Origin of the sequence: Gordonia sp. w5E2, assembly GCF_036540975.1 — a bacterium.
GTDB classification, from domain to species: Bacteria; Actinomycetota; Actinomycetes; order Mycobacteriales; family Mycobacteriaceae; genus Gordonia; species Gordonia jacobaea.
This window is the reverse complement of record NZ_CP144213.1, coordinates 2,560,420-2,577,409: the sequence shown is the minus strand read 5'-3', so window position 1 is coordinate 2,577,409 and position 16,990 is coordinate 2,560,420. Positions and strand designations below refer to the sequence as shown.

The window sequence follows — 16,990 nt, the reverse complement described above, 5'->3', positions numbered from 1 at the left end:
CACAGATCGACCATGCACCGTCGATGGGTCTGGTCCACTCGATAACGATCGCGCGTCTGCCCCGCATCGAACGGTATAGCGGCTAACGCGGCACGACGTCGAGCCGAAAGACACCACAGGGCCGGGAAACGTCCACTCGAACCTTGGAGCCATCAATGTCTCGTCGTCGCACACGTGTACTGAGTTTCCTCGCCGCATCCGCGTTCCTGACGTCCCTCGCGGCGGCGCCCGCAGCAGCTGCCCCGCCGGGCGCCCATGCCGCCGGTACCTCCGTCGGTGGCGCCTGTCTGTCGGTTGCTTCGTCAGAAGTGCAGCGCGGACTCCGCCAGATAGGTCCGCCACTCGGTCGAAACGATCTGCACTGGGTCCTGCGGGCGAAGTCGAATGACCGTACCCCGTGGTGCCCGCCACTGATGTGGGCCGCGTTCGACACATCGGGCGGCACGGGTTCATCACCCGTAGCTGTACTGCTGTTCCGACCCGGAAAGTACCTCGGCTCCGCTTGGAAGCCCACCGGCTTCGTGTCCGTGACGGGTTCGACGCCGATCAGCGTCACGATTACCTACAAGTGGCTGAATCCGGGCGACGCGAACGCCAACCCGACGGGCGGTCCCGTCTCGTCAACCTATGTGGGACTGTGGGATTCGTTCTTCCGTTTCGGTGAGCTCCCGCCTCCCGGAAAATGAGTTCGACGCCGCGCTCGTCGAGAATCACCGCGCCTGTTGGCTATGCTGCCGACCATGCACACCGAGATCGTCGACGCGGCGCACTCAACCGGAGATCCGCAGGCGCGGCAGCAGTTTGCCCGCGAAGCTCGCCAGATCCTGCTCGGCCTGGTCCGCGACGGCGCCGCGCTCGGATGGGTTGATCCGCCATCGGAAGCGGAGGTGGCCGAGCTGATCGACGAGATCCTCAGCCATGTTGCAGTCGGCGACGCGTCACTACAGGCTGCGTACGTCGACGATGTGCTTGTGGGCCTTGGCTATTGGAGTCGCTATGCCCGCCCGACGCATCGGCCGCACGCCGACATCGAGAAGATCGCCGTCAGCCCGAGCGCCCAGGGCATGGGCATCGGTCGCGCGCTGACGGCTGCCCTGATCGACGATGCCAGGGCAGCCGGCGTCGAAGTACTCACCTTGGATGCGCGCGGCGACAACATAGCGGCGTTATCCCTCTACGAATCCCTGGGTTTCACCGAGTACGGGCGCCTACCGAGATTTGTCGCCTCCGGGGAACGTCGCTACGACAAGGTCCTCCTGATGATCGACCTGCGCACGAAATGAGGCGTTACCCCTTCGCGTCTCCGGCGGTCGCAGCGGTATCGGTGCGCACACCGGCACTCCAGGCATACGGGAGATCCGCTCCGTTGAGCAGGTAGTCACCGATCGACCGCAGCTTCTGGTTGATCGGGTTGTGCACGGCAAGGGTGCGTGCGTTGCGCCAATGCCTGTCCAGCGCAAGCTCTTCCGCGACGATCGATGCCCCGCCGACCTCGAAGAGTTCGTTCGTCGCCGCGAGTACCTGCGCTGCGATCGCCGCTTGCGCCTGTCCCGCGGCAAGCTCGACGCGGGTGATCGCCTCGGCGTCCTCGGGGTCGTTGGCGAGCAGCTCGTCGAGTAGATCCGCGACGGCCAGGACGCTCGATCGCGCCGAGAACGCAGTGGCAGAGAGGCGTCCGACGATCTCCTGAACCAGCGGGTCGTCACGCTGACGATCGGCGACCGAATGGGTGAACGTGCGCTCGCGCTTGGACACCCAATCGATCAGGTCGTCGGTGGCACGCTGCGCGATACCCGCGAGTCCGGCCAACTGGAACAGTTGAAGGTAGGCGGTGGCATACGTTGGGCCCGCTGCTCCGTATCCGGGACCGAGGATCTCATCGTCGTGGACGACAACGTCGGTGAAAACGGTTGTGCCGCTTGCGGTGAGACGTTGGCCGAACCCGCGCCAGTCGTCGATGCGCTTGACACCCTCCCGTGTTGCCGGTACGAGAACGCTGACCCGTTCACCGTCACGGTCAGCAGCGACGAGGATGTGGTCGGCGTACAACGAGCCTGTGCTGTAGAACTTTTCGCCGTTCAACCGCCACTCGTCGCCCGTTCGGGTCAACACGGTGCGGTAGCCGTCGATGGCGCCGGCACCGGGCTCGGTGATCGCGTTGCCGACAAGGATGCCGTCGGCGATAGCGGCGATCAGGCGTTCGTTACGCGCGATGAGTTGGTCTTCGACAAACGAGAAGTGCACGCGCAGCGCCTGCGTGATGTTGGAGTCTGCTGTGGCGAGGTCGATCAGTTGGGTGAATAGGTCGCGTACCGACGCGCCGGAGCCACCGAGTTCGACGGGCAGCCGTTGCGCACCGAAGCGACGCTCCCACAGCAGAGCAACCTCAGGGTGCGCCAGAGTGCGCGACCGCTCGCGCTCGACCGCACCCGAGGCAATGGTCGCGTAGACGTCGTCGAAGGAGGTGGGGTCGAAATCGGTGGGACGGTCGTCGACCTGGTTGGGACGATCCTGCGTCAATGAGGTGGTCATGGAAAGTCAAGCTGTCATGTTCGTGTGTCGCTGGCACCCGTTGTGCTCACGGGGATATTTACTCGACGCCGATGCGGGCACCCGTGAGCGACCCGGACGTATCATGTCCCAGACGTGGCATGGCCCAGACGTAGAGTGTGGCTGACATGAACTCGCACAACCAGTCCATTGAGACGCTCGTCGCCGAGCGGGACCGAACGATGGACTTGATCGAGTCACTGTCTGCGCGGCTGACTGCGGTGCTCGAGGCGACCTCCGACGAGGCGTCCGACGACGAGCACGACCCGGAGGGATCGACGCTCGCCGTCGAGCGCGGACAACTCGTCGCTCAACTCCAACGTTCCCGCGACCGGCTGGTCGAGATCGATTCCGCTGTCGAGCGGGTCGAGCACGGTTCGTACGGACGATGCGAGACGTGCGGCGAGCCGATCGATCCCGAACGTCTCGACGTTCTGCCCGCCGCACGCCAGTGCATCGACTGTGCGAGAAAGGGTTCGACGCGCAGGTGGTGAGGCGCCCTTCAAACGACCGACACCCATTTCCAAAGCCGCACCAATCTGCAAGAGTCAGCCTCAAACATGCGAGGGGACAGATCCCATGGCACGCACTACCAAGCGCTCGATCTTCTCCGACAAGGCACAACCCGCGTTGAGCGCCATCGAGGTCGACCGAGGCCGCCGAGCCGCACGGGCCGCGGCCAGCGCTGCACGAGGATCGCTGTGGCTCACCAAGAAACGGCTCTACCGGCGCTACCGCGACGACGCAGGCGATCGCTTCCTCGACTGGCCGCGCTGGAAAGCCGCGTATGTCGGTGAGTACGGATCGTCGACGCCAGGGGTAGGCAACTCGGCCACCGATTTCAGCGGCTACGTCTGACACGGCGTGGGCCAACCCGACCTCTGTCGGCAAACGTTCTGGACCTCTCCCGTTTTCAGTCAATTTCGGAGCTGCCCGACAGCAAAAGGCCAGGTCGGCTCGCCGGGACTGTTCAGAAATGACTGAAAACGGGAAGGCCGAGGCGGACTGGTGCGACCACCGAGCGGTATCGCACCTATTTGGCCAGCACCGTCGCCGTGATCTTCGGCTGCCAGTCGTTAGTGAGCAGCGCACCGAAGTTGTCTTCCCGATTATTCGACGACGTTCCCTGGTCCCGAACCGAGTAGAGGAACGCGGGGCCGCAATAGCCCGACTGTCCGGCTGCCCGCAGAACGTCGACGATCTGCGTCGCCTGCTCCTGTTGGGTCACCATGTCGGTGGCCCCGAATCCCAGTGAGCCAAGACCGAAGTCGCTGGAGCCCGATGTCCCCGCTGCCGGTCGGGTCGGAGCACCCATCTCCGTCAGCCAGATCTTCTTGCCGGCGTCACCATTCGACGTCATCACCGAGCGGACTTGCTGAGTCTCGCTCCAGCCGTTCGGCTTTGAGTTAATGCCCTTCGGAAACACGTACGCGTGCATGGCAGTCGCGTTGAAATAGTTCTTGGCACCCGCGGCGTACATCTTGGTGACGAAGTCGACCGCCCCGGCGCCAGGGCTCATGCCCGCGGCAACGACAGTCGACGACGGCTGTACCGCTTTGATCGCGGTATACGACGCCTTCAGCAACGCCGTGTACTCGGTGGGATTCGCCGGATACAAGCCCCAGAAGGCCGGCAGGTTCGGCTCGTTCCAGATCTCGTGACGCGTCACGTCGGGGTAGCGCTTGATGAAAGCCTTGAGGAATGGGGCAATGCTCGCGGGGTTTGACGGGGGTGCGTACATCCCCGCCAACGCACCCCCGCGGCGCGCCCATGCCGGAGTCGACAACACCAACGACAGCACTTTCAGTTTGTGAGCACGCGCTGCCTTGATCACCCGGTCCGTCACCGCCCAGTTGTACGTGCCCTTCGTACTCTCGATCTCCGACCAGTTGATGAGTACGCGCAACCACTCGCCGCGCGTCTTCGATACAGCGTCGAGTTCGCGATTCAGATCAGCCGCACTCATGGTCAATTGCGGGGCACCTTGAGCGAAGCCGTAGCCGGCGGCGGGTGCGATCACATCGGCACGGGCGGCCGACGACCCGACCAGAACCGACCCAACGAACAAGGCCATCGTCGCGGCGACGACCAACGCTCGCGTTGCTGCAGATTTCACTCGCATAGCCCGTACCTCGCAGGTCGTCGACGCTGATCGAATGAGTCTAGCCAGCGAGAAGCAGACTGGGCCTTGCTTACGATTCCTGGTCGCTATTTACGATTCCAGAATTGATGGATCAGCCCGGTCGACGTCGGGACGGACTCGATGTCGAAGCGTGTGTGAATCCCGCCGAGTCCTGACCACAGCGACACTCCCCCGCCGAGCACGATCGGGTTGATGGAGAGGTGCATGAAGTCGACGAGATCGTCGCGGAGGAACTGATTCACGGTCGACGGTCCTCCGCCGATGCGCACGTCGCGCCCCTCGGCGAGGTCGAGGGCGAGTTCGAGCGCTTTCGCAGGAGAGGCGTCGACAAAGTGGAAGACGGTTCCGTTGTCGAACGTGATGGGTTCGCGCTCGTGGTGGGTCAACACGATCACCGGAGTCTGAAACGGGGGCTCGTCTTCCCACCACCCGCGCCACCCGTCGTCGGGCCACTCGCCCTGTTGTGGCCCGAACTTGCCGCGGCCCATGATCTCCACGCCGACACCCTGACCCCACACGCTGGAGAAGACGCGGTCAGCACTGATCGGTGCGTCCGCATTCTGGACACCGGCGATCACGCGTCCGTCGAAGTTGCTGAACAGTTCCCCGGCGCCGCCGATCGGTTCGTCCAGCGTGATGTGATCGCCTGCGGCGTAGCCGTCGAGCGAGACGCTCATCAGGTCGACCCGTACCTGCGCCTTGCGTGCCATCGTCAGACTCCTTGTCCTCGTCGTCAGCGACTGCTGATCGCAGTCACCCTACGACTGACCATGCGCCAGCGCGGAACTCATCGGTGATGGCGCGCCTGGGTCTCAGCCGCTGACCGCCGCGGCCAAACGCCCCAGTGTGTCTTCGAGCTGTTCTTCGGTGACCAGCGGAAAGCTGACCTTCTTGAGGAGATCTTTGTCGGTGACCTTCGACCAGTCGTAGGTGTGACGCACGAGCGTCTTGTCGGGGCCCTGGGCTTCCAACTCCCACACCCACTCCCACCCGGGAGGCTCGGTACCCGCGGGTGCGGTCTGCCACGCCAGAAGCTTGTCCTTGGCGTAGCCGGTGACGTTGTTGTCGGTCTTGTACTCACCACCCATGTGCGCGCCCTCCATGTTCATGGTGAATACGTCGCCGACCTCCTGAATCCGATCGGCGTGGTCGACGCTGCGGACGAATCCCGAACCGTCGAGTTCCGGGTGGCGCCGAGGATTGCTGAGCACGTCGAAGACCTGGTCGGCCGGTGCGTCGATGACTCGTTCTACCGTGACACTCGTGTGTTCGCTCATACCTCCACCGTGCCGAAGGCGTCGACTCTTGGCAACCATGCGGCCGAAACAGCAACCGCGGTGGACGGTCCGCGAGAGGCTTGACGATCAGCCGCAATCGCGCTGATGGGCGCCGCCTCAGATCACCCCGAGCGCGAGCATCGCATCGGCGACGTGGGTGAAACCTGCGATGTTTGCGCCGAGCACGTAGTCACCGGGCGCTCCGTACTCGTCGGCGGTGCTCAGGCAATTCTCGTGGATGCCGCGCATGATCTGTGCCAGTCGTAGCTCTGTGTGCTCGAAGCTCCACGAGTCGCGAGAAGCGTTCTGCTGCATCTCGAGTGCGCTCGTTGCGACACCGCCGGCGTTGGCGGCCTTGCCGGGAGCGAACAGGACGCCCGACGACGAAAGAGCTTTGATCGCCTCCGGGGTGGATGGCATGTTGGCGCCCTCGGCGACGATGGTGCAGCCGTTCGCGATGAGGCTCGCGGCGTCGTCGGAATCCAGTTCGTTCTGGGTGGCGCAGGGAATGGCGATGTCTGTCGGCACATCCCAGATCGATCCCGAGGACACGAAATATGCTGGTGCACCACGCTTCTCGGCGTAGTCGGAGACACGCCCGCGATGAACACCCTTGATCTCCTTGAGGAGTTCGAGGTTGATTCCGTCGTCGTCGTCGACGACGTAGCCACCGGAATCCGAGCAGGCGACAACTCGCCCGCCGAGCTGGTGGACCTTCTCGATCGCATAGAGCGCGACGTTGCCTGAGCCTGAGACGACGACGCGCTTGCCGTCAAGGTCTTGTCCTCTGGCGTTGAGCATCTCGCGCACGAAGAAGACGACGCCATAGCCGGTGGCCTCGGTCCGCACCTGCGAGCCGCCCCACGACAGTCCTTTGCCGGTCAGTACGCCGGACTCGTAGCGGTTGGTGATGCGCTTGTATTGGCCGAAGAGGTAGCCGATTTCGCGACCGCCGACGCCGATGTCACCCGCCGGGACGTCGGTGTGCTCACCGATATGGCGATACAGCTCGGTCATGAACGACTGGCAGAACCGCATGATCTCGCCGTCGGATCGACCCTTCGGATCGAAATCCGATCCGCCCTTGCCCCCGCCGATAGGGAGACCGGTGAGCGCGTTTTTGAAAATCTGTTCGAAGCCGAGGAACTTGATCACTCCGAGGTACACGCTCGGGTGGAACCGTAGACCACCCTTGTACGGCCCGAGCGCGGAGTTGAATTCGACGCGGAAACCTCGATTGATACGAACTGCTCCGGTGTCGTCGACCCACGGAACCCGGAAGATGATCTGGCGTTCGGGCTCGCAGAGGCGCTCGATGATCCCCGCGTCGGCGTAGTGCGGGTGTTTGACGAGAACGGCGCCGAGGCTGTCGAACACCTCGCGTACCGCCTGGTGGAACTCGACCTCGCCGGGGTTGCGGGCCACCACCTCGTCGTAGAGATCCTGCACCTTCTCGTCGAAGAACGACACCTCACACCTCCATGCGCTCGCCGAAACGGCCGGTCAGGCCGCCGGACACCATCATGGAGCCTATCGCCCGATAGAAAAATCTCTCATGTCGGGCATAGCGAACGTCTTCTCCTCGATCAGTGGAGCGCCGCGAGATTCTCGATGGAGCGGCGAACGTCGGAGGTGATGACCTTGGCGACGAGGCGGCCGATGGGGCCGCTCAGTAGGCCGCCGTCGAGAGTGGCATTGAGGTGGAATCGCGACCCGTTCGTCGTCTTCGTGACTGTCATTCGAAGACCGATCCTGACCCCGCCGATCCCGTGCCCCGAGAGTGAAATCGTCTCCGGCTCAGAGTATTCGGTCACCGTCCAGTGGATGACGTTGCGAAATCCTTTGACTTTGATCAGTGACGACACGTGGGTTCCGACGGTGATCTGGTCCGGCAGTTCACTGCGCCAACCGCCGAAGATCGTCATCCATTCGGGGAACCGCGAGAGGTCGGACGCCAAATTCCACGCCTGTTCGGGTGAGAGATTCGACTCGACACTTACGTCGACGTCGGCCATGGGTACCTTTCGGTCGAAGAGGTGGGATTCACTGGTGGGTGGGTTTCGTCGACGATCAGAAGATCTCGGGCAGATCGCTCGACACCTTGTCGGTGAACACTGCTCGACGCTTCTCCAGGAACGCGGTCACGCCCTCGGCGACGTCGGGCATCGAACCCCTGACGAAGATCGCTTTCGAGTCAGCCTCGTGCGCGTCGCGAGGACTCGGCGCACCGGCCATTCGCCAGATCAACTGACGTGTGAGAGCAACCGACACGGGGGCGCTGTCGGCGGTCATCTCGCGTGCCACGGCGATCGCGGTGTCGACAACCTGATCCTTGGGGACTACCTGCTGGACCAGGCCGGAGTCCAATGCCTCTGTGGCACTGACCATCTGGCCGCCGTACGTCCATTTGAGCGCTGTCGGGATACCGACGAGGCGTGGCAGGAACCATGACGAGCACGCCTCGGGCACCAAGCCGCGACGGGTGAACACGAAGCCGAACTTCGCGTCGTCGGAAGCGATGCGGGCGTCGGCGGGCAGCGTCATCGTCACACCGACACCCGCCGCGGGGCCGTTGATCGCCGCCACCACGGGCTTCAAAGAATCGAAGATTCGGAGCGCGGTCTGCCCGCCGGAGTCGGGCGGAACGACCCCGGGGGTGGTCTCGCCGTGGACGAACGTGTCGGCACCGGCCTCGAGGTCGGCGCCCGCGCAGAATGCCCGGCCGTTCCCGGTGATCACGACGGCGCGCACGGAATCGTCGGCGTCGGTGACGGCGAGTGCTGCCTTGATCTCCTCGCCCATCTCATGTGTGAAGGCGTTGAGCCGATCCGGCCGGTTGAGTCGCAGGATGACGATCTCGTCATCGCGATCGATCTGCACGGTTGTGGACGGACCAGCGGGATGGGACGGACCAGCAGGTTCAGACGGACCAGCGGAGTCCTTCGACGACGGCATTCCGTCAATCTACGCGGATCATGGCTGACGCAGACAAGCCGACGCCGCGACCTGGTGGGTCGCGGCGTCGGCGTGCTCGTCCTCGCGTGCCGTCAGACCAGTTTGGCGTCCTGGAGCAACTGCTCGATGTAGGTGCCTTCGATCTTCTTCAGCGCGGCCTTGCCGATCAGCTTCTCGATGAGGGGGAACTTGATCTCGCTCAACGGCTTTCGGTCGTTGAGGTAGTAGATCGACGAGAGCAACACGCGGATGTCGAACGACGAGTCGAAGACCTCGGGAACGCCACGGTCGACGTTGAGATGTGTGTACACGGCCTCCATGGCGGTGCGCACCGAGTACTCCGTGGTGAAGACCGTGTCACGCTCGGTCTCGGAGAAATTGCCGATGAACGAGAGGTTCTTGTAACCCTCGGGTACGACGAGCGGACGGTCGCCGAGTGCGCGCGGCATGAAGTACGACGTGATGTAGGGCATGTTGCACGGAACCGTCGACGCCGAATTGTGGGCCAGATCGTCGATCTGATCCTCCGGAACGCCGAGGTGGTAGAGCCACTCAGCGCAGAGTTCTGCTCCCGTGCATTCCCTGATCGTCTTCTTCACGTAATCGCCCGGCTTGTCGGAAAACAGGCCGTAGATCCAGGCCACGATCTCCTTTTGTGGGTCCTGCGCCTCGAAGTGCGGCTGACGACTCACGGTGAACCCGTAAAGCCAACTCGAGTCCGCGATGTTGCAGGGGCCGCCGGTCACGATCTTTCCGTTGCGCGGATCGCGACCGGTGATCTTCTCGATGTAGGGCCAGATCTTGTCGTCGGTGAGCGTGACGGTAGCCGAGATGGACCAGTTGGCCTCCGGGATGTTCTCGCAGAACTTCTCGGGGTGACCGAGCGAGGCATCCTGGGCGGCGAGGTTCTTCCACAGTGACCATGCGCCGCCCTTGTCGGCGACGACGGGTGCGGGTGTGTCGTTGTCGCCGTACGTCGACGACTCGGTGATCGACCCGTTGGTGACGAACACGATGTCGTTCTCGGACAGGTCGATGGACTTGGATTCGCCGTTCTCGGTGAGCAGGATTCGCTTGGCGAGCTTGCTGCTTCCGGAGCTGTCGAGCTCGATGTTGTCGACCTGCGTGTTGTACACGAAGGTGACACCGTTGCCCTCGAGGTAGGCGACCAACGGCTTGATGAGCGACTCGTACTGGTTGTAGCGGGTGAAGCGCAACGACGTGAGGTCGGCCAGCGTGGAGATGTGGTGGATGAAACGCAGGGTGTAGCGCCGCATTTCGAGTGCGCTCGCCCACGGTTCGAACGCGAACATCGTCGCCCAGTAGAGCCAGAAGTGCGATTCGAAGAACTCCTTGCCGAAGACCTCGTCGATGCGCTTGTCCTGCAAGTCTTCTTCGCGCGTGAGGACCAGCTTCATGAGTTCCTCAGCGGCACCCCGCGTCAGGGTGAGGTCTTTCATCTGGTCGATCTTCTCGCCCCGGTTGTGGATTGCGCGTGCCGGGTTGGAGCTGGGATTGTCCTTGTGCAGCCAGTACATTTCGTCGAGCACCGACGCGTTCTCGACGGCCAGTGACGGGATCGATTTGAACAGATCCCACAGGGCCTCGAAATGCGCCTCCATCTCGCGCCCACCGCGGATGATGAAGCCCTTGTGCTCGTCGAGGATTCCATCCATGCTGCCGCCGGGAAGTCCGAGCTCCTCGAAGATCGTTATCTTGTTGCCCGGCAACTGTGCATCACGAATCAGGAACGCCGCGCCGGCCAGGGACGCGAGTCCGGAACCGACAAAGTAGGCACTCTTGCCGTCGACATCTGCAGGCTTCTCCGGCCGTCCGAATGCCTCGAAATTTCCGTTACTTCGGTACACGTGCGTCTCGCCTTTCGTCGTCGGACATCATGCGCCCGCGTCAGGATCGAACTCGAACAACTTCGACGCTAGTCGGCTGGTTGCGGACAGTGTTCCGGATCGAGATGAATTGTTGTGGTTTCGGACAGTGTGACCTGTCATCCCCTCCGCACGGCGCGGACAGGTGCACCACAGCACGACGGCAGGTCACCGAAAATCGTGGGCCGGCATCCACAGCCCGACAGACAAGAAACCACCGACCGGTGCGGTCGGTGGTTTCTGGATGGACGGTGTCGGTCAATGCGCCTCTCGGCGAATAATCCGCTCGAAGCGGTGAAGGTTGGGACCCGGGGCAATGAATCCGGCACCGTCGAATCCTTCAACTATCGATAGTCCCGACATATTCCGCGGCCCTATAGCGGGGTTGCTTCGACGTGGAACTCACGATTGGGACACGATCGATGTCCGCTACGTCGGCCTTGCCGGGCTGATGTTGCAACACTGCACCAGTCGCCGATTTCTGGTCGATCCCTGCCGCCGGTGTGCTTACGGTCCTGAATGCGGTCTTGAGAACCGTGTAGTGCTCGAGAGTCTCGAACCGAAGGGGAACCAATGAAGCAGACCACTCGTCGTATCGCCGGTGTCGTTGCAGCGGCGTCGGCAGTCGCGCTCGTCGCTGCCGGTTGTAGCGACGACAACGATTCGGGTTCGGCGGCGTCGTCGTCGGTGTCGGCAAGCGAATCCGGCATGGCGGGAATGTCGGGGATGTCAGGATCGGCGGCTGCCGGTGCATCCGTTGACCTCAAAGCTGCCGACGGCAGCACGGTCACGTTGAGTGGACCGATCGCAGCGAAGTATCAGGCGGCGACCGAACAGCAAAAGACCGATCTGGGCGCACCGAGCACTGGGGTAGACGCATCGGGCACCGGCTCGAACGGCGTCGTGTTCCAGCAGTTCGCCGGCGGTGTCATCACTGCAAAGAACGGCGAAGAGGCAACCCCGGCGTACATCACCTGGGGCAAGATCCGCGACGCGTGGAACGTCAAGCGTGATGCCGAGGGCAACCCGTCCGCTGACGGTAAGGGCGGATCGCAGGGTCCGCTCGGTACGGCAACCAGCGACGAGACCACTGAAGGCGGCGTCAAGACCTCGACGTTCGAGCACGGGAAGATCACCTGGAACTCGTCGACCAACACCGTCGAGGTCACGGTGAATGGCAAGGTCGTTCCGACCCAGTAGTCGCGTCGGAGCAGCTTTAACGATCAACGACGACCCTTACCAGCACTCGGTGCGGTAAGGGTCGTCGGCTGTCTTTGTCAGGGTTTGGCGCTTGTCGCCACGGCGAGCCGCACTGACTGAATGGGACGCTTCGGAATAGGATTCAACAAGGCCAGACGGCGGAAATCGCGGCCAGTCGCATTCGCTGGTGGGCGGGTTGCGGCCAGTTCGGAACGTCGCCACTCGGAGGCGAGAGAGGCGAGCGGTTGTCACGATCTGAACGGTTGTCGATTCCCGAACGAATCGACAACTTTCAACACCGGCATCCAAGGACCGGATACCCGCTCGCTGTGCTCTACAAGTTCTTCGACGACCAGGGCGGATACCTTGCAGCACTGATCGCGTACTACGGCTTCGTCTCGTTGTTTCCGCTGCTCCTTGTTTTCACATCGATTCTGGGAATTGTTCTGCGGGACAACCCGGAACTAGAGCAACGAATCCTTGACTCCGCGTTGTCGCAAATACCTGTCATCGGGTCGCAACTGCGCGAGACGGGCACGATCAGCGGCAGCGGTGTGGCGGTCGCCATCGGCGTCATCGGCGCGATCTACGGCGGACTCGGGGTGGCCGTGGCAATTCAGAATGCGATGAACATCATCTGGAATGTCCCGAGAAATGAGCGGCCGAATCCGATACAGGCGCGTCTCAAAGGGGCTGTGCTCCTGCTGACGATCGGGGGCTCGATCATCGGTCTGACCGTCTTGAACGGCGTAATCGCCGCGGTCGACCTCGGCTCGGTGGGCAGGCCCCTCGCCATTATCGCGTCGGTGGTCCTGTACGCGACAGTCTTCACCATCGCGTTCGTCATCGGAACTGCGCGTTCGGTGAGTGTGCGCGACGTACTGCCCGGAGCGATCGCGGCAGCGCTGTGCTGGCAGGCTCTGCAAACGTTCGGCAGTGTCTACGTTCAGCGAGTGATCGTGCGATCGAGTGCGACCAACGGTGTGTTCGCTGTGGTGCTGGGGCTGCTGGCCTTCCTCTACGTCGCGGCGGTGCTCGTCATCTTCTGCGTGGAAAGCAACGCGGTCCGCGTCGACAAGCTTTATCCTCGTTCGCTTTTGACGCCATTCACGGACAACGTGGTCCTGACCCCAGGTGACGAGGCCGCGTACACCGCGCAGGCGCAGGCGCAGCGCAGCAAGGGATTCGAGGAGATCGAGGTCTCCTTCGACAATCCGGCCACTGCCGAGATCGACCCTGACGCAAGCGGCGCGAGCAGACACAACGACAACGACCCGTGACGACTCACCGGTGGCACGTCCACCGGTCGCGGACGCCACACGCGAGCCTCACGTTTGCCCCCACTTGTGCGACTGCAGGGCAAGAACAGCACGGTGCGGTGACACAAGGATTACGGAAATGACGAATGCACACACGACGAGTACGGCGAGATACGACCTGGTCACGACCTCCCTGGGTGCGGTGACCATCGTCGCGACGGATGATGCGATCACCGGGGTCTACTTCTCCGATCAGCGACGTCGCCCCGACGACGCGGAGTTCGGCCGCCACGTCGACGACGATGCGTTGCTCGACGCCGCGGCATCGCAACTTCTCGAGTACCTCGAGGGTGACCGAACTGACTTCGATCTTCCGGTGAGTACTCACGGCGATACGTTCCATCGAGCGGTATGGGATGCGTTGCGCGCCATCCCATATGGCACCACCACGACCTACGGGCGGGTGGCCGCAGAGATCGGAATGCCGCGGCAGGCTCAGCGGGTCGGACAGGCCGTCGGACGCAATCCTGTTGGCATAGTGATCCCTTGCCATCGGGTGATCGGAGCCGACGGTTCGTTGACCGGTTACGCAGGCGGGCTGGAGCGTAAGCGGCATCTTCTCGAGCTCGAGGAGCCGACAGAGATCCGAGCATCGAGGTTGTTCTGACCGTCGCGGGACCCGATCTCACGTTCTGACGTTCCGCGACGTTTACCGTGTGATGGACATGAAAGAACCTTTCGAACGTGCTGTGTCGACGCATGGCGCAACGGTGTTACGGGTCTGCCGGGCCAGCCTCGGTGTCGGACCCGACGCCGACGACGCCTGGTCAGAGACGTTTCTGGCGGCACTGCGCGCATGGCCGGACCTCGCCGACGACACCAATGTCGAGGCGTGGTTGGTGCGAGTCGCCCAACGCAAGGCCATCGACATCATCCGAGGTCGACAGCGTCGTGCGTTCCCCACCGATGCCATCCCGGAGACGCCGGACCCGCATGCTGTGCCCTCCGATCGTGCGGGGGTGTGGGATGCGGTTGCCCGACTCCCCGACCGTCAACGATTCGCCATTGCCTACCACTACATCGGCGGGTTGCCCCACGCCGAGACCGCTGAACTGCTCGGCAGCACACCCGATGCCGTCCGGCGAGCTGCTGCCGACGGTATGAAAACGCTGCGCCGCGTGTACATCGATGCCGACGACCAACGAGGACACGAATTACTATGAACGACAACACAACTGATCTCGACATGGACGACTTTCCGGTCTCCGTCGGAGATCTCACCGCCCTACACGCACGACTGGAAATCGGTGCAGTGCAACAAGGACTCCTCGACGTCGGCTACCGGACCGTCGATACCCCCATCGGGACACTGCTGTTGGCGGCGACAGACACAGGACTCGTGCGCGTCGCGTTCGAGAACGAGGGGTTCGACGCCGTGCTCGAAGATATGGCAGACAAGGTCGGACCACGAATTCTGCGAGTGCCGGCAATGCTCGACGACGCCGCCGCCCAGCTCGACGAGTACTTCGACGGGCGCCGACAGGAGTTCGGACTGGTTCTCGATCATCGCTTGTCGTCGGGTTTCCGGGAGCAAGTGCAGCGCTACCTGCCGCGGATCGGGTACGGACAGACCACGACGTACAAGCAACTCGCTCAGCGGGTGGGCAATCCTGCCGCGATCCGCGCCGTCGGAACGGCCTGCGCCACCAATCCGTTGCCCGTTGTCGTTCCCTGTCACCGGGTGTTGCGTACCGACGGGACGCTCGGCGGCTACCTCGGTGGGCTGGAGGTCAAATCGGCTCTGCTGGCGCTCGAAAGTGCCGCGTGACCTCGCCGAAGATGACCGTTCGAGCACATACGGGCTAGAGTTGGGTAACCACGCCTTCAGCCAATGGGCATCACGATAGTCCGAACCATCCTGGGGGCCATGTGCGTGCTTCTACTCTCCCTGTCTCGATCGTCGTCAACCGGATTGCAGTAGTCGTGCCGGCACACAATGAGGAAGATCTCGTCGCCGACTGTGTGACGAGTGTCCTCGTCGCGGCACGCCACACGCCGCATGAAGTGGCAGTGACGGTAGTCCTCGACAACTGCACGGACGCGACCGCGCGTCGCATACCCCTTGGCGTGCAAGTGATCTCGTGTTCGTTCGGCTCCGTGGGCGCAGCACGACGAGAAGGCTTCGCGCGACACGGCGCCGTCGACGACTCTGCGACGTGGTTTGCCAGCACCGACGCCGACAGCCGAGTCCCGCCACACTGGTTCCAACAGCAACTCCACTTCGCCGACCAGGGCGCCGACTGCTTCCTCGGCACCGTGACGCCCGACGGATGGACGGGATGGACGCGAGACGTCGAGCGTCGATACACCGAGTCGTATCGAAACGAAGAGGGCCACAGTCACATCCACGGCGCGAACCTCGGAATGCGTGCCGCGACTTATCACGCGGTGGGCGGGTTCTCGCCGCTACCGCACGGAGAGGACGTCGAATTGGTTCATCGTGTCCGCGCTTTCGGTGCGCGGGTCGTGGCGTCGCATCACGCGCCGGTGATCACGTCGACCCGCGCTCGTGGTCGAGCAGAGCACGGATTCGCCGCTCACCTTCGCTCGCTCGATTCCGCATCGCGCCCCGCCGCACCTTTCCCCGACCCGTCTCTGCCCGACCCGTCTCGGCCCGCCGCTTCTCCGACGGGCGGCTTCGCATGATCGACGACGCCTCAGCGCGAGCACGCCATCTCCTCGACGATGGCCTGTGCGTCCCGCTTCCCGGCGCGGGCGACACCGGGAGGCGATGGGAAGCGCTACGGGAGCTCTGTCATATCGACATCGCCGTCGGACGGCTGGTGGAAGCACACCTCGACGCCGATGCCATCCTCTGGGAGCTGACCGGCCGTGGCACCGAGCCGGGTGAGTTCTGGGGTGTGTGGGCCGCGGAGCCTCCCGCACCGCGCGTGACCGCTGAGCTTCGTCGCGGAGGTGGGTGGATTCTCACGGGAGCGAAGCCGTGGTGTTCGGGGGTTTTGTCGTGTGATCACGCACTGATCACCGCCGACGTCGTCGACGGCGGATGTGCGTCCGGCGAGCGTCGACTGTTCGCCGTCGAACTCGACGCGGCGGGTGTCCGCAGAGAGTCGGCCGACTGGACCAACGCGGGCATGGACCGCACGGAGACCGGAACCGTTGTCCTCGACGGCGTCGTCGGACGACCGGTCGGCGAGCCAGGCGCCTACCTCGATCGCGCCGGATTCTGGCACGGAGGAATCGGTGTCGCGGCGTGCTGGGTCGGCGGGACGCAGAAGGTTGCCGACGCGCTGTACGCCAAGGCGGTGTCGGCGCACAGTGGACTGTCCGACATCCTGCTGATGCACCTCGGCGCCGTGGAGGCCGAGATCGCGACGGTTGTCGCACTGCTCGACGCCGCTGCACGGGAGGTCGATGCCTGCCCGTCGGACATCGACTCGGCCAGAAGGCGCGCTTTCAGGGTTCGCTGGTCGGCCGAACAGCGGGCGAGCTCCGTGATCGATCGGGTTGGGCGCGCGCTGGGACCCGGTCCGCTGGTCCACGACGCCGAGCACGCGCAGGCCGTCGCCGACCTCCAGATCTACGTGAGGCAATCCCACGCCGACGCCGATCTCGTGAGCCTCGGTGCGCTGGTTGTCGAAAGAGCGCGTGCGGCTCGGTAACCCGTCGCCTCCCGGGTTGTAAGCACATGTCCGGATA

The 16,990-nt window shown here is 63.5% G+C and carries 19 protein-coding genes; 11 read left to right on the top strand and 8 right to left on the bottom strand.

All coding sequences use genetic code 11. The annotated features are described in order from the left end of the window. Window positions 1-155 precede the first annotated feature (155 nt). Window positions 156-686 carry an LppP/LprE family lipoprotein gene (locus RND64_RS11570; RefSeq protein ID WP_049697437.1) on the top strand — a complete coding sequence of 177 codons (531 nt, stop codon included), beginning with the start codon at window positions 156-158 and terminating at the stop codon, window positions 684-686. Window positions 687-740: 54 nt separating this feature from the next. Further along, window positions 741-1,283: a GNAT family N-acetyltransferase gene (locus tag RND64_RS11565; RefSeq protein ID WP_049697555.1), complete on the top strand. Its 543-nt coding sequence runs from the start codon at window positions 741-743 to the stop codon at window positions 1,281-1,283. 4 nt (window positions 1,284-1,287) lie between these two features. Here the strand turns inward: RND64_RS11565 and RND64_RS11560 are convergent, their stop codons facing one another. Then, window positions 1,288-2,532, bottom strand: coding sequence for an acyl-CoA dehydrogenase family protein (locus tag RND64_RS11560; protein ID WP_049697436.1), 1,245 nt, complete (start codon window positions 2,530-2,532; stop codon window positions 1,288-1,290). Between the two features lie 146 nt (window positions 2,533-2,678). On the opposite strand from RND64_RS11560, the gene RND64_RS11555 reads away from it, so the two are divergent. Together RND64_RS11555 and RND64_RS11550 are read left to right on the top strand one after the other, a co-directional pair. Further along, complete coding sequence (locus RND64_RS11555; RefSeq protein ID WP_049697435.1) at window positions 2,679-3,044, top strand: TraR/DksA family transcriptional regulator; 366 nt, start codon at window positions 2,679-2,681, stop codon at window positions 3,042-3,044. A gap of 85 nt (window positions 3,045-3,129) precedes the next feature. After that, window positions 3,130-3,408 carry a hypothetical protein gene (locus RND64_RS11550; protein WP_053117339.1) on the top strand — a complete coding sequence of 93 codons (279 nt, stop codon included), beginning with the start codon at window positions 3,130-3,132 and terminating at the stop codon, window positions 3,406-3,408. Window positions 3,409-3,583: 175 nt separating this feature from the next. Here the strand turns inward: RND64_RS11550 and RND64_RS11545 are convergent, their stop codons facing one another. The 7 genes from RND64_RS11545 to RND64_RS11515 form a co-directional block, all read right to left on the bottom strand. Continuing rightward, window positions 3,584-4,672: a cellulase family glycosylhydrolase gene (locus tag RND64_RS11545; RefSeq protein ID WP_049697434.1), complete on the bottom strand. Its 1,089-nt coding sequence runs from the start codon at window positions 4,670-4,672 to the stop codon at window positions 3,584-3,586. A gap of 86 nt (window positions 4,673-4,758) precedes the next feature. Further along, the gene (locus tag RND64_RS11540) at window positions 4,759-5,403 is read right to left on the bottom strand and encodes a dihydrofolate reductase family protein (RefSeq protein ID WP_049697433.1); all 645 of its coding nucleotides are present in this window, start codon (window positions 5,401-5,403) and stop codon (window positions 4,759-4,761) included. A gap of 102 nt (window positions 5,404-5,505) precedes the next feature. Further along, on the bottom strand, window positions 5,506-5,970 hold the full coding sequence (locus RND64_RS11535; protein WP_049697432.1) for an SRPBCC family protein: 465 nt from the start codon (window positions 5,968-5,970) through the stop codon (window positions 5,506-5,508). 117 nt (window positions 5,971-6,087) lie between these two features. Next, a complete protein-coding gene (gdhA, locus tag RND64_RS11530) occupies window positions 6,088-7,440 on the bottom strand; it encodes an NADP-specific glutamate dehydrogenase (RefSeq protein WP_049697431.1) in 1,353 nt (450 codons plus the stop codon). 116 nt (window positions 7,441-7,556) lie between these two features. After that, the gene (locus RND64_RS11525) at window positions 7,557-7,985 is read right to left on the bottom strand and encodes a type II toxin-antitoxin system Rv0910 family toxin (RefSeq protein WP_049697430.1); all 429 of its coding nucleotides are present in this window, start codon (window positions 7,983-7,985) and stop codon (window positions 7,557-7,559) included. Window positions 7,986-8,040: 55 nt separating this feature from the next. Next, window positions 8,041-8,925, bottom strand: a complete 885-nt coding sequence (locus tag RND64_RS11520) for an enoyl-CoA hydratase-related protein (protein WP_235434272.1) — start codon at window positions 8,923-8,925, stop codon at window positions 8,041-8,043. Between the two features lie 92 nt (window positions 8,926-9,017). Beyond that, window positions 9,018-10,793 (bottom strand): oleate hydratase, encoded by a 1,776-nt coding sequence (locus tag RND64_RS11515; protein ID WP_049697429.1) that lies wholly within the window; start codon window positions 10,791-10,793, stop codon window positions 9,018-9,020. Between the two features lie 591 nt (window positions 10,794-11,384). On the opposite strand from RND64_RS11515, the gene RND64_RS11510 reads away from it, so the two are divergent. The 7 genes from RND64_RS11510 (at window position 11,385) to RND64_RS11480 (ending at window position 16,953) form a co-directional block, all read left to right on the top strand. Next, window positions 11,385-12,011, top strand: coding sequence for an LGFP repeat-containing protein (locus tag RND64_RS11510; RefSeq protein ID WP_049697427.1), 627 nt, complete (start codon window positions 11,385-11,387; stop codon window positions 12,009-12,011). 263 nt (window positions 12,012-12,274) lie between these two features. Beyond that, window positions 12,275-13,291, top strand: a complete 1,017-nt coding sequence (locus RND64_RS11505; RefSeq protein WP_049697426.1) for a YihY/virulence factor BrkB family protein — start codon at window positions 12,275-12,277, stop codon at window positions 13,289-13,291. Between the two features lie 118 nt (window positions 13,292-13,409). After that, a complete protein-coding gene (locus tag RND64_RS11500) occupies window positions 13,410-13,937 on the top strand; it encodes a methylated-DNA--[protein]-cysteine S-methyltransferase (protein WP_049697425.1) in 528 nt (175 codons plus the stop codon). A gap of 58 nt (window positions 13,938-13,995) precedes the next feature. Beyond that, window positions 13,996-14,493 (top strand): RNA polymerase sigma factor, encoded by a 498-nt coding sequence (locus RND64_RS11495; RefSeq protein WP_049697552.1) that lies wholly within the window; start codon window positions 13,996-13,998, stop codon window positions 14,491-14,493. Beyond that, window positions 14,490-15,098, top strand: a complete 609-nt coding sequence (locus RND64_RS11490; RefSeq protein WP_049697424.1) for a methylated-DNA--[protein]-cysteine S-methyltransferase — start codon at window positions 14,490-14,492, stop codon at window positions 15,096-15,098. The genes RND64_RS11495 and RND64_RS11490 overlap by 4 nt, the downstream gene beginning before the upstream one ends. Before the next feature lie 101 nt (window positions 15,099-15,199). Next, window positions 15,200-15,976: a glycosyltransferase gene (locus RND64_RS11485; protein ID WP_083444286.1), complete on the top strand. Its 777-nt coding sequence runs from the start codon at window positions 15,200-15,202 to the stop codon at window positions 15,974-15,976. Next, window positions 15,973-16,953 carry an acyl-CoA dehydrogenase family protein gene (locus RND64_RS11480; RefSeq protein ID WP_049697423.1) on the top strand — a complete coding sequence of 327 codons (981 nt, stop codon included), beginning with the start codon at window positions 15,973-15,975 and terminating at the stop codon, window positions 16,951-16,953. The genes RND64_RS11485 and RND64_RS11480 overlap by 4 nt, the downstream gene beginning before the upstream one ends. Window positions 16,954-16,990: the final 37 nt, after the last annotated feature.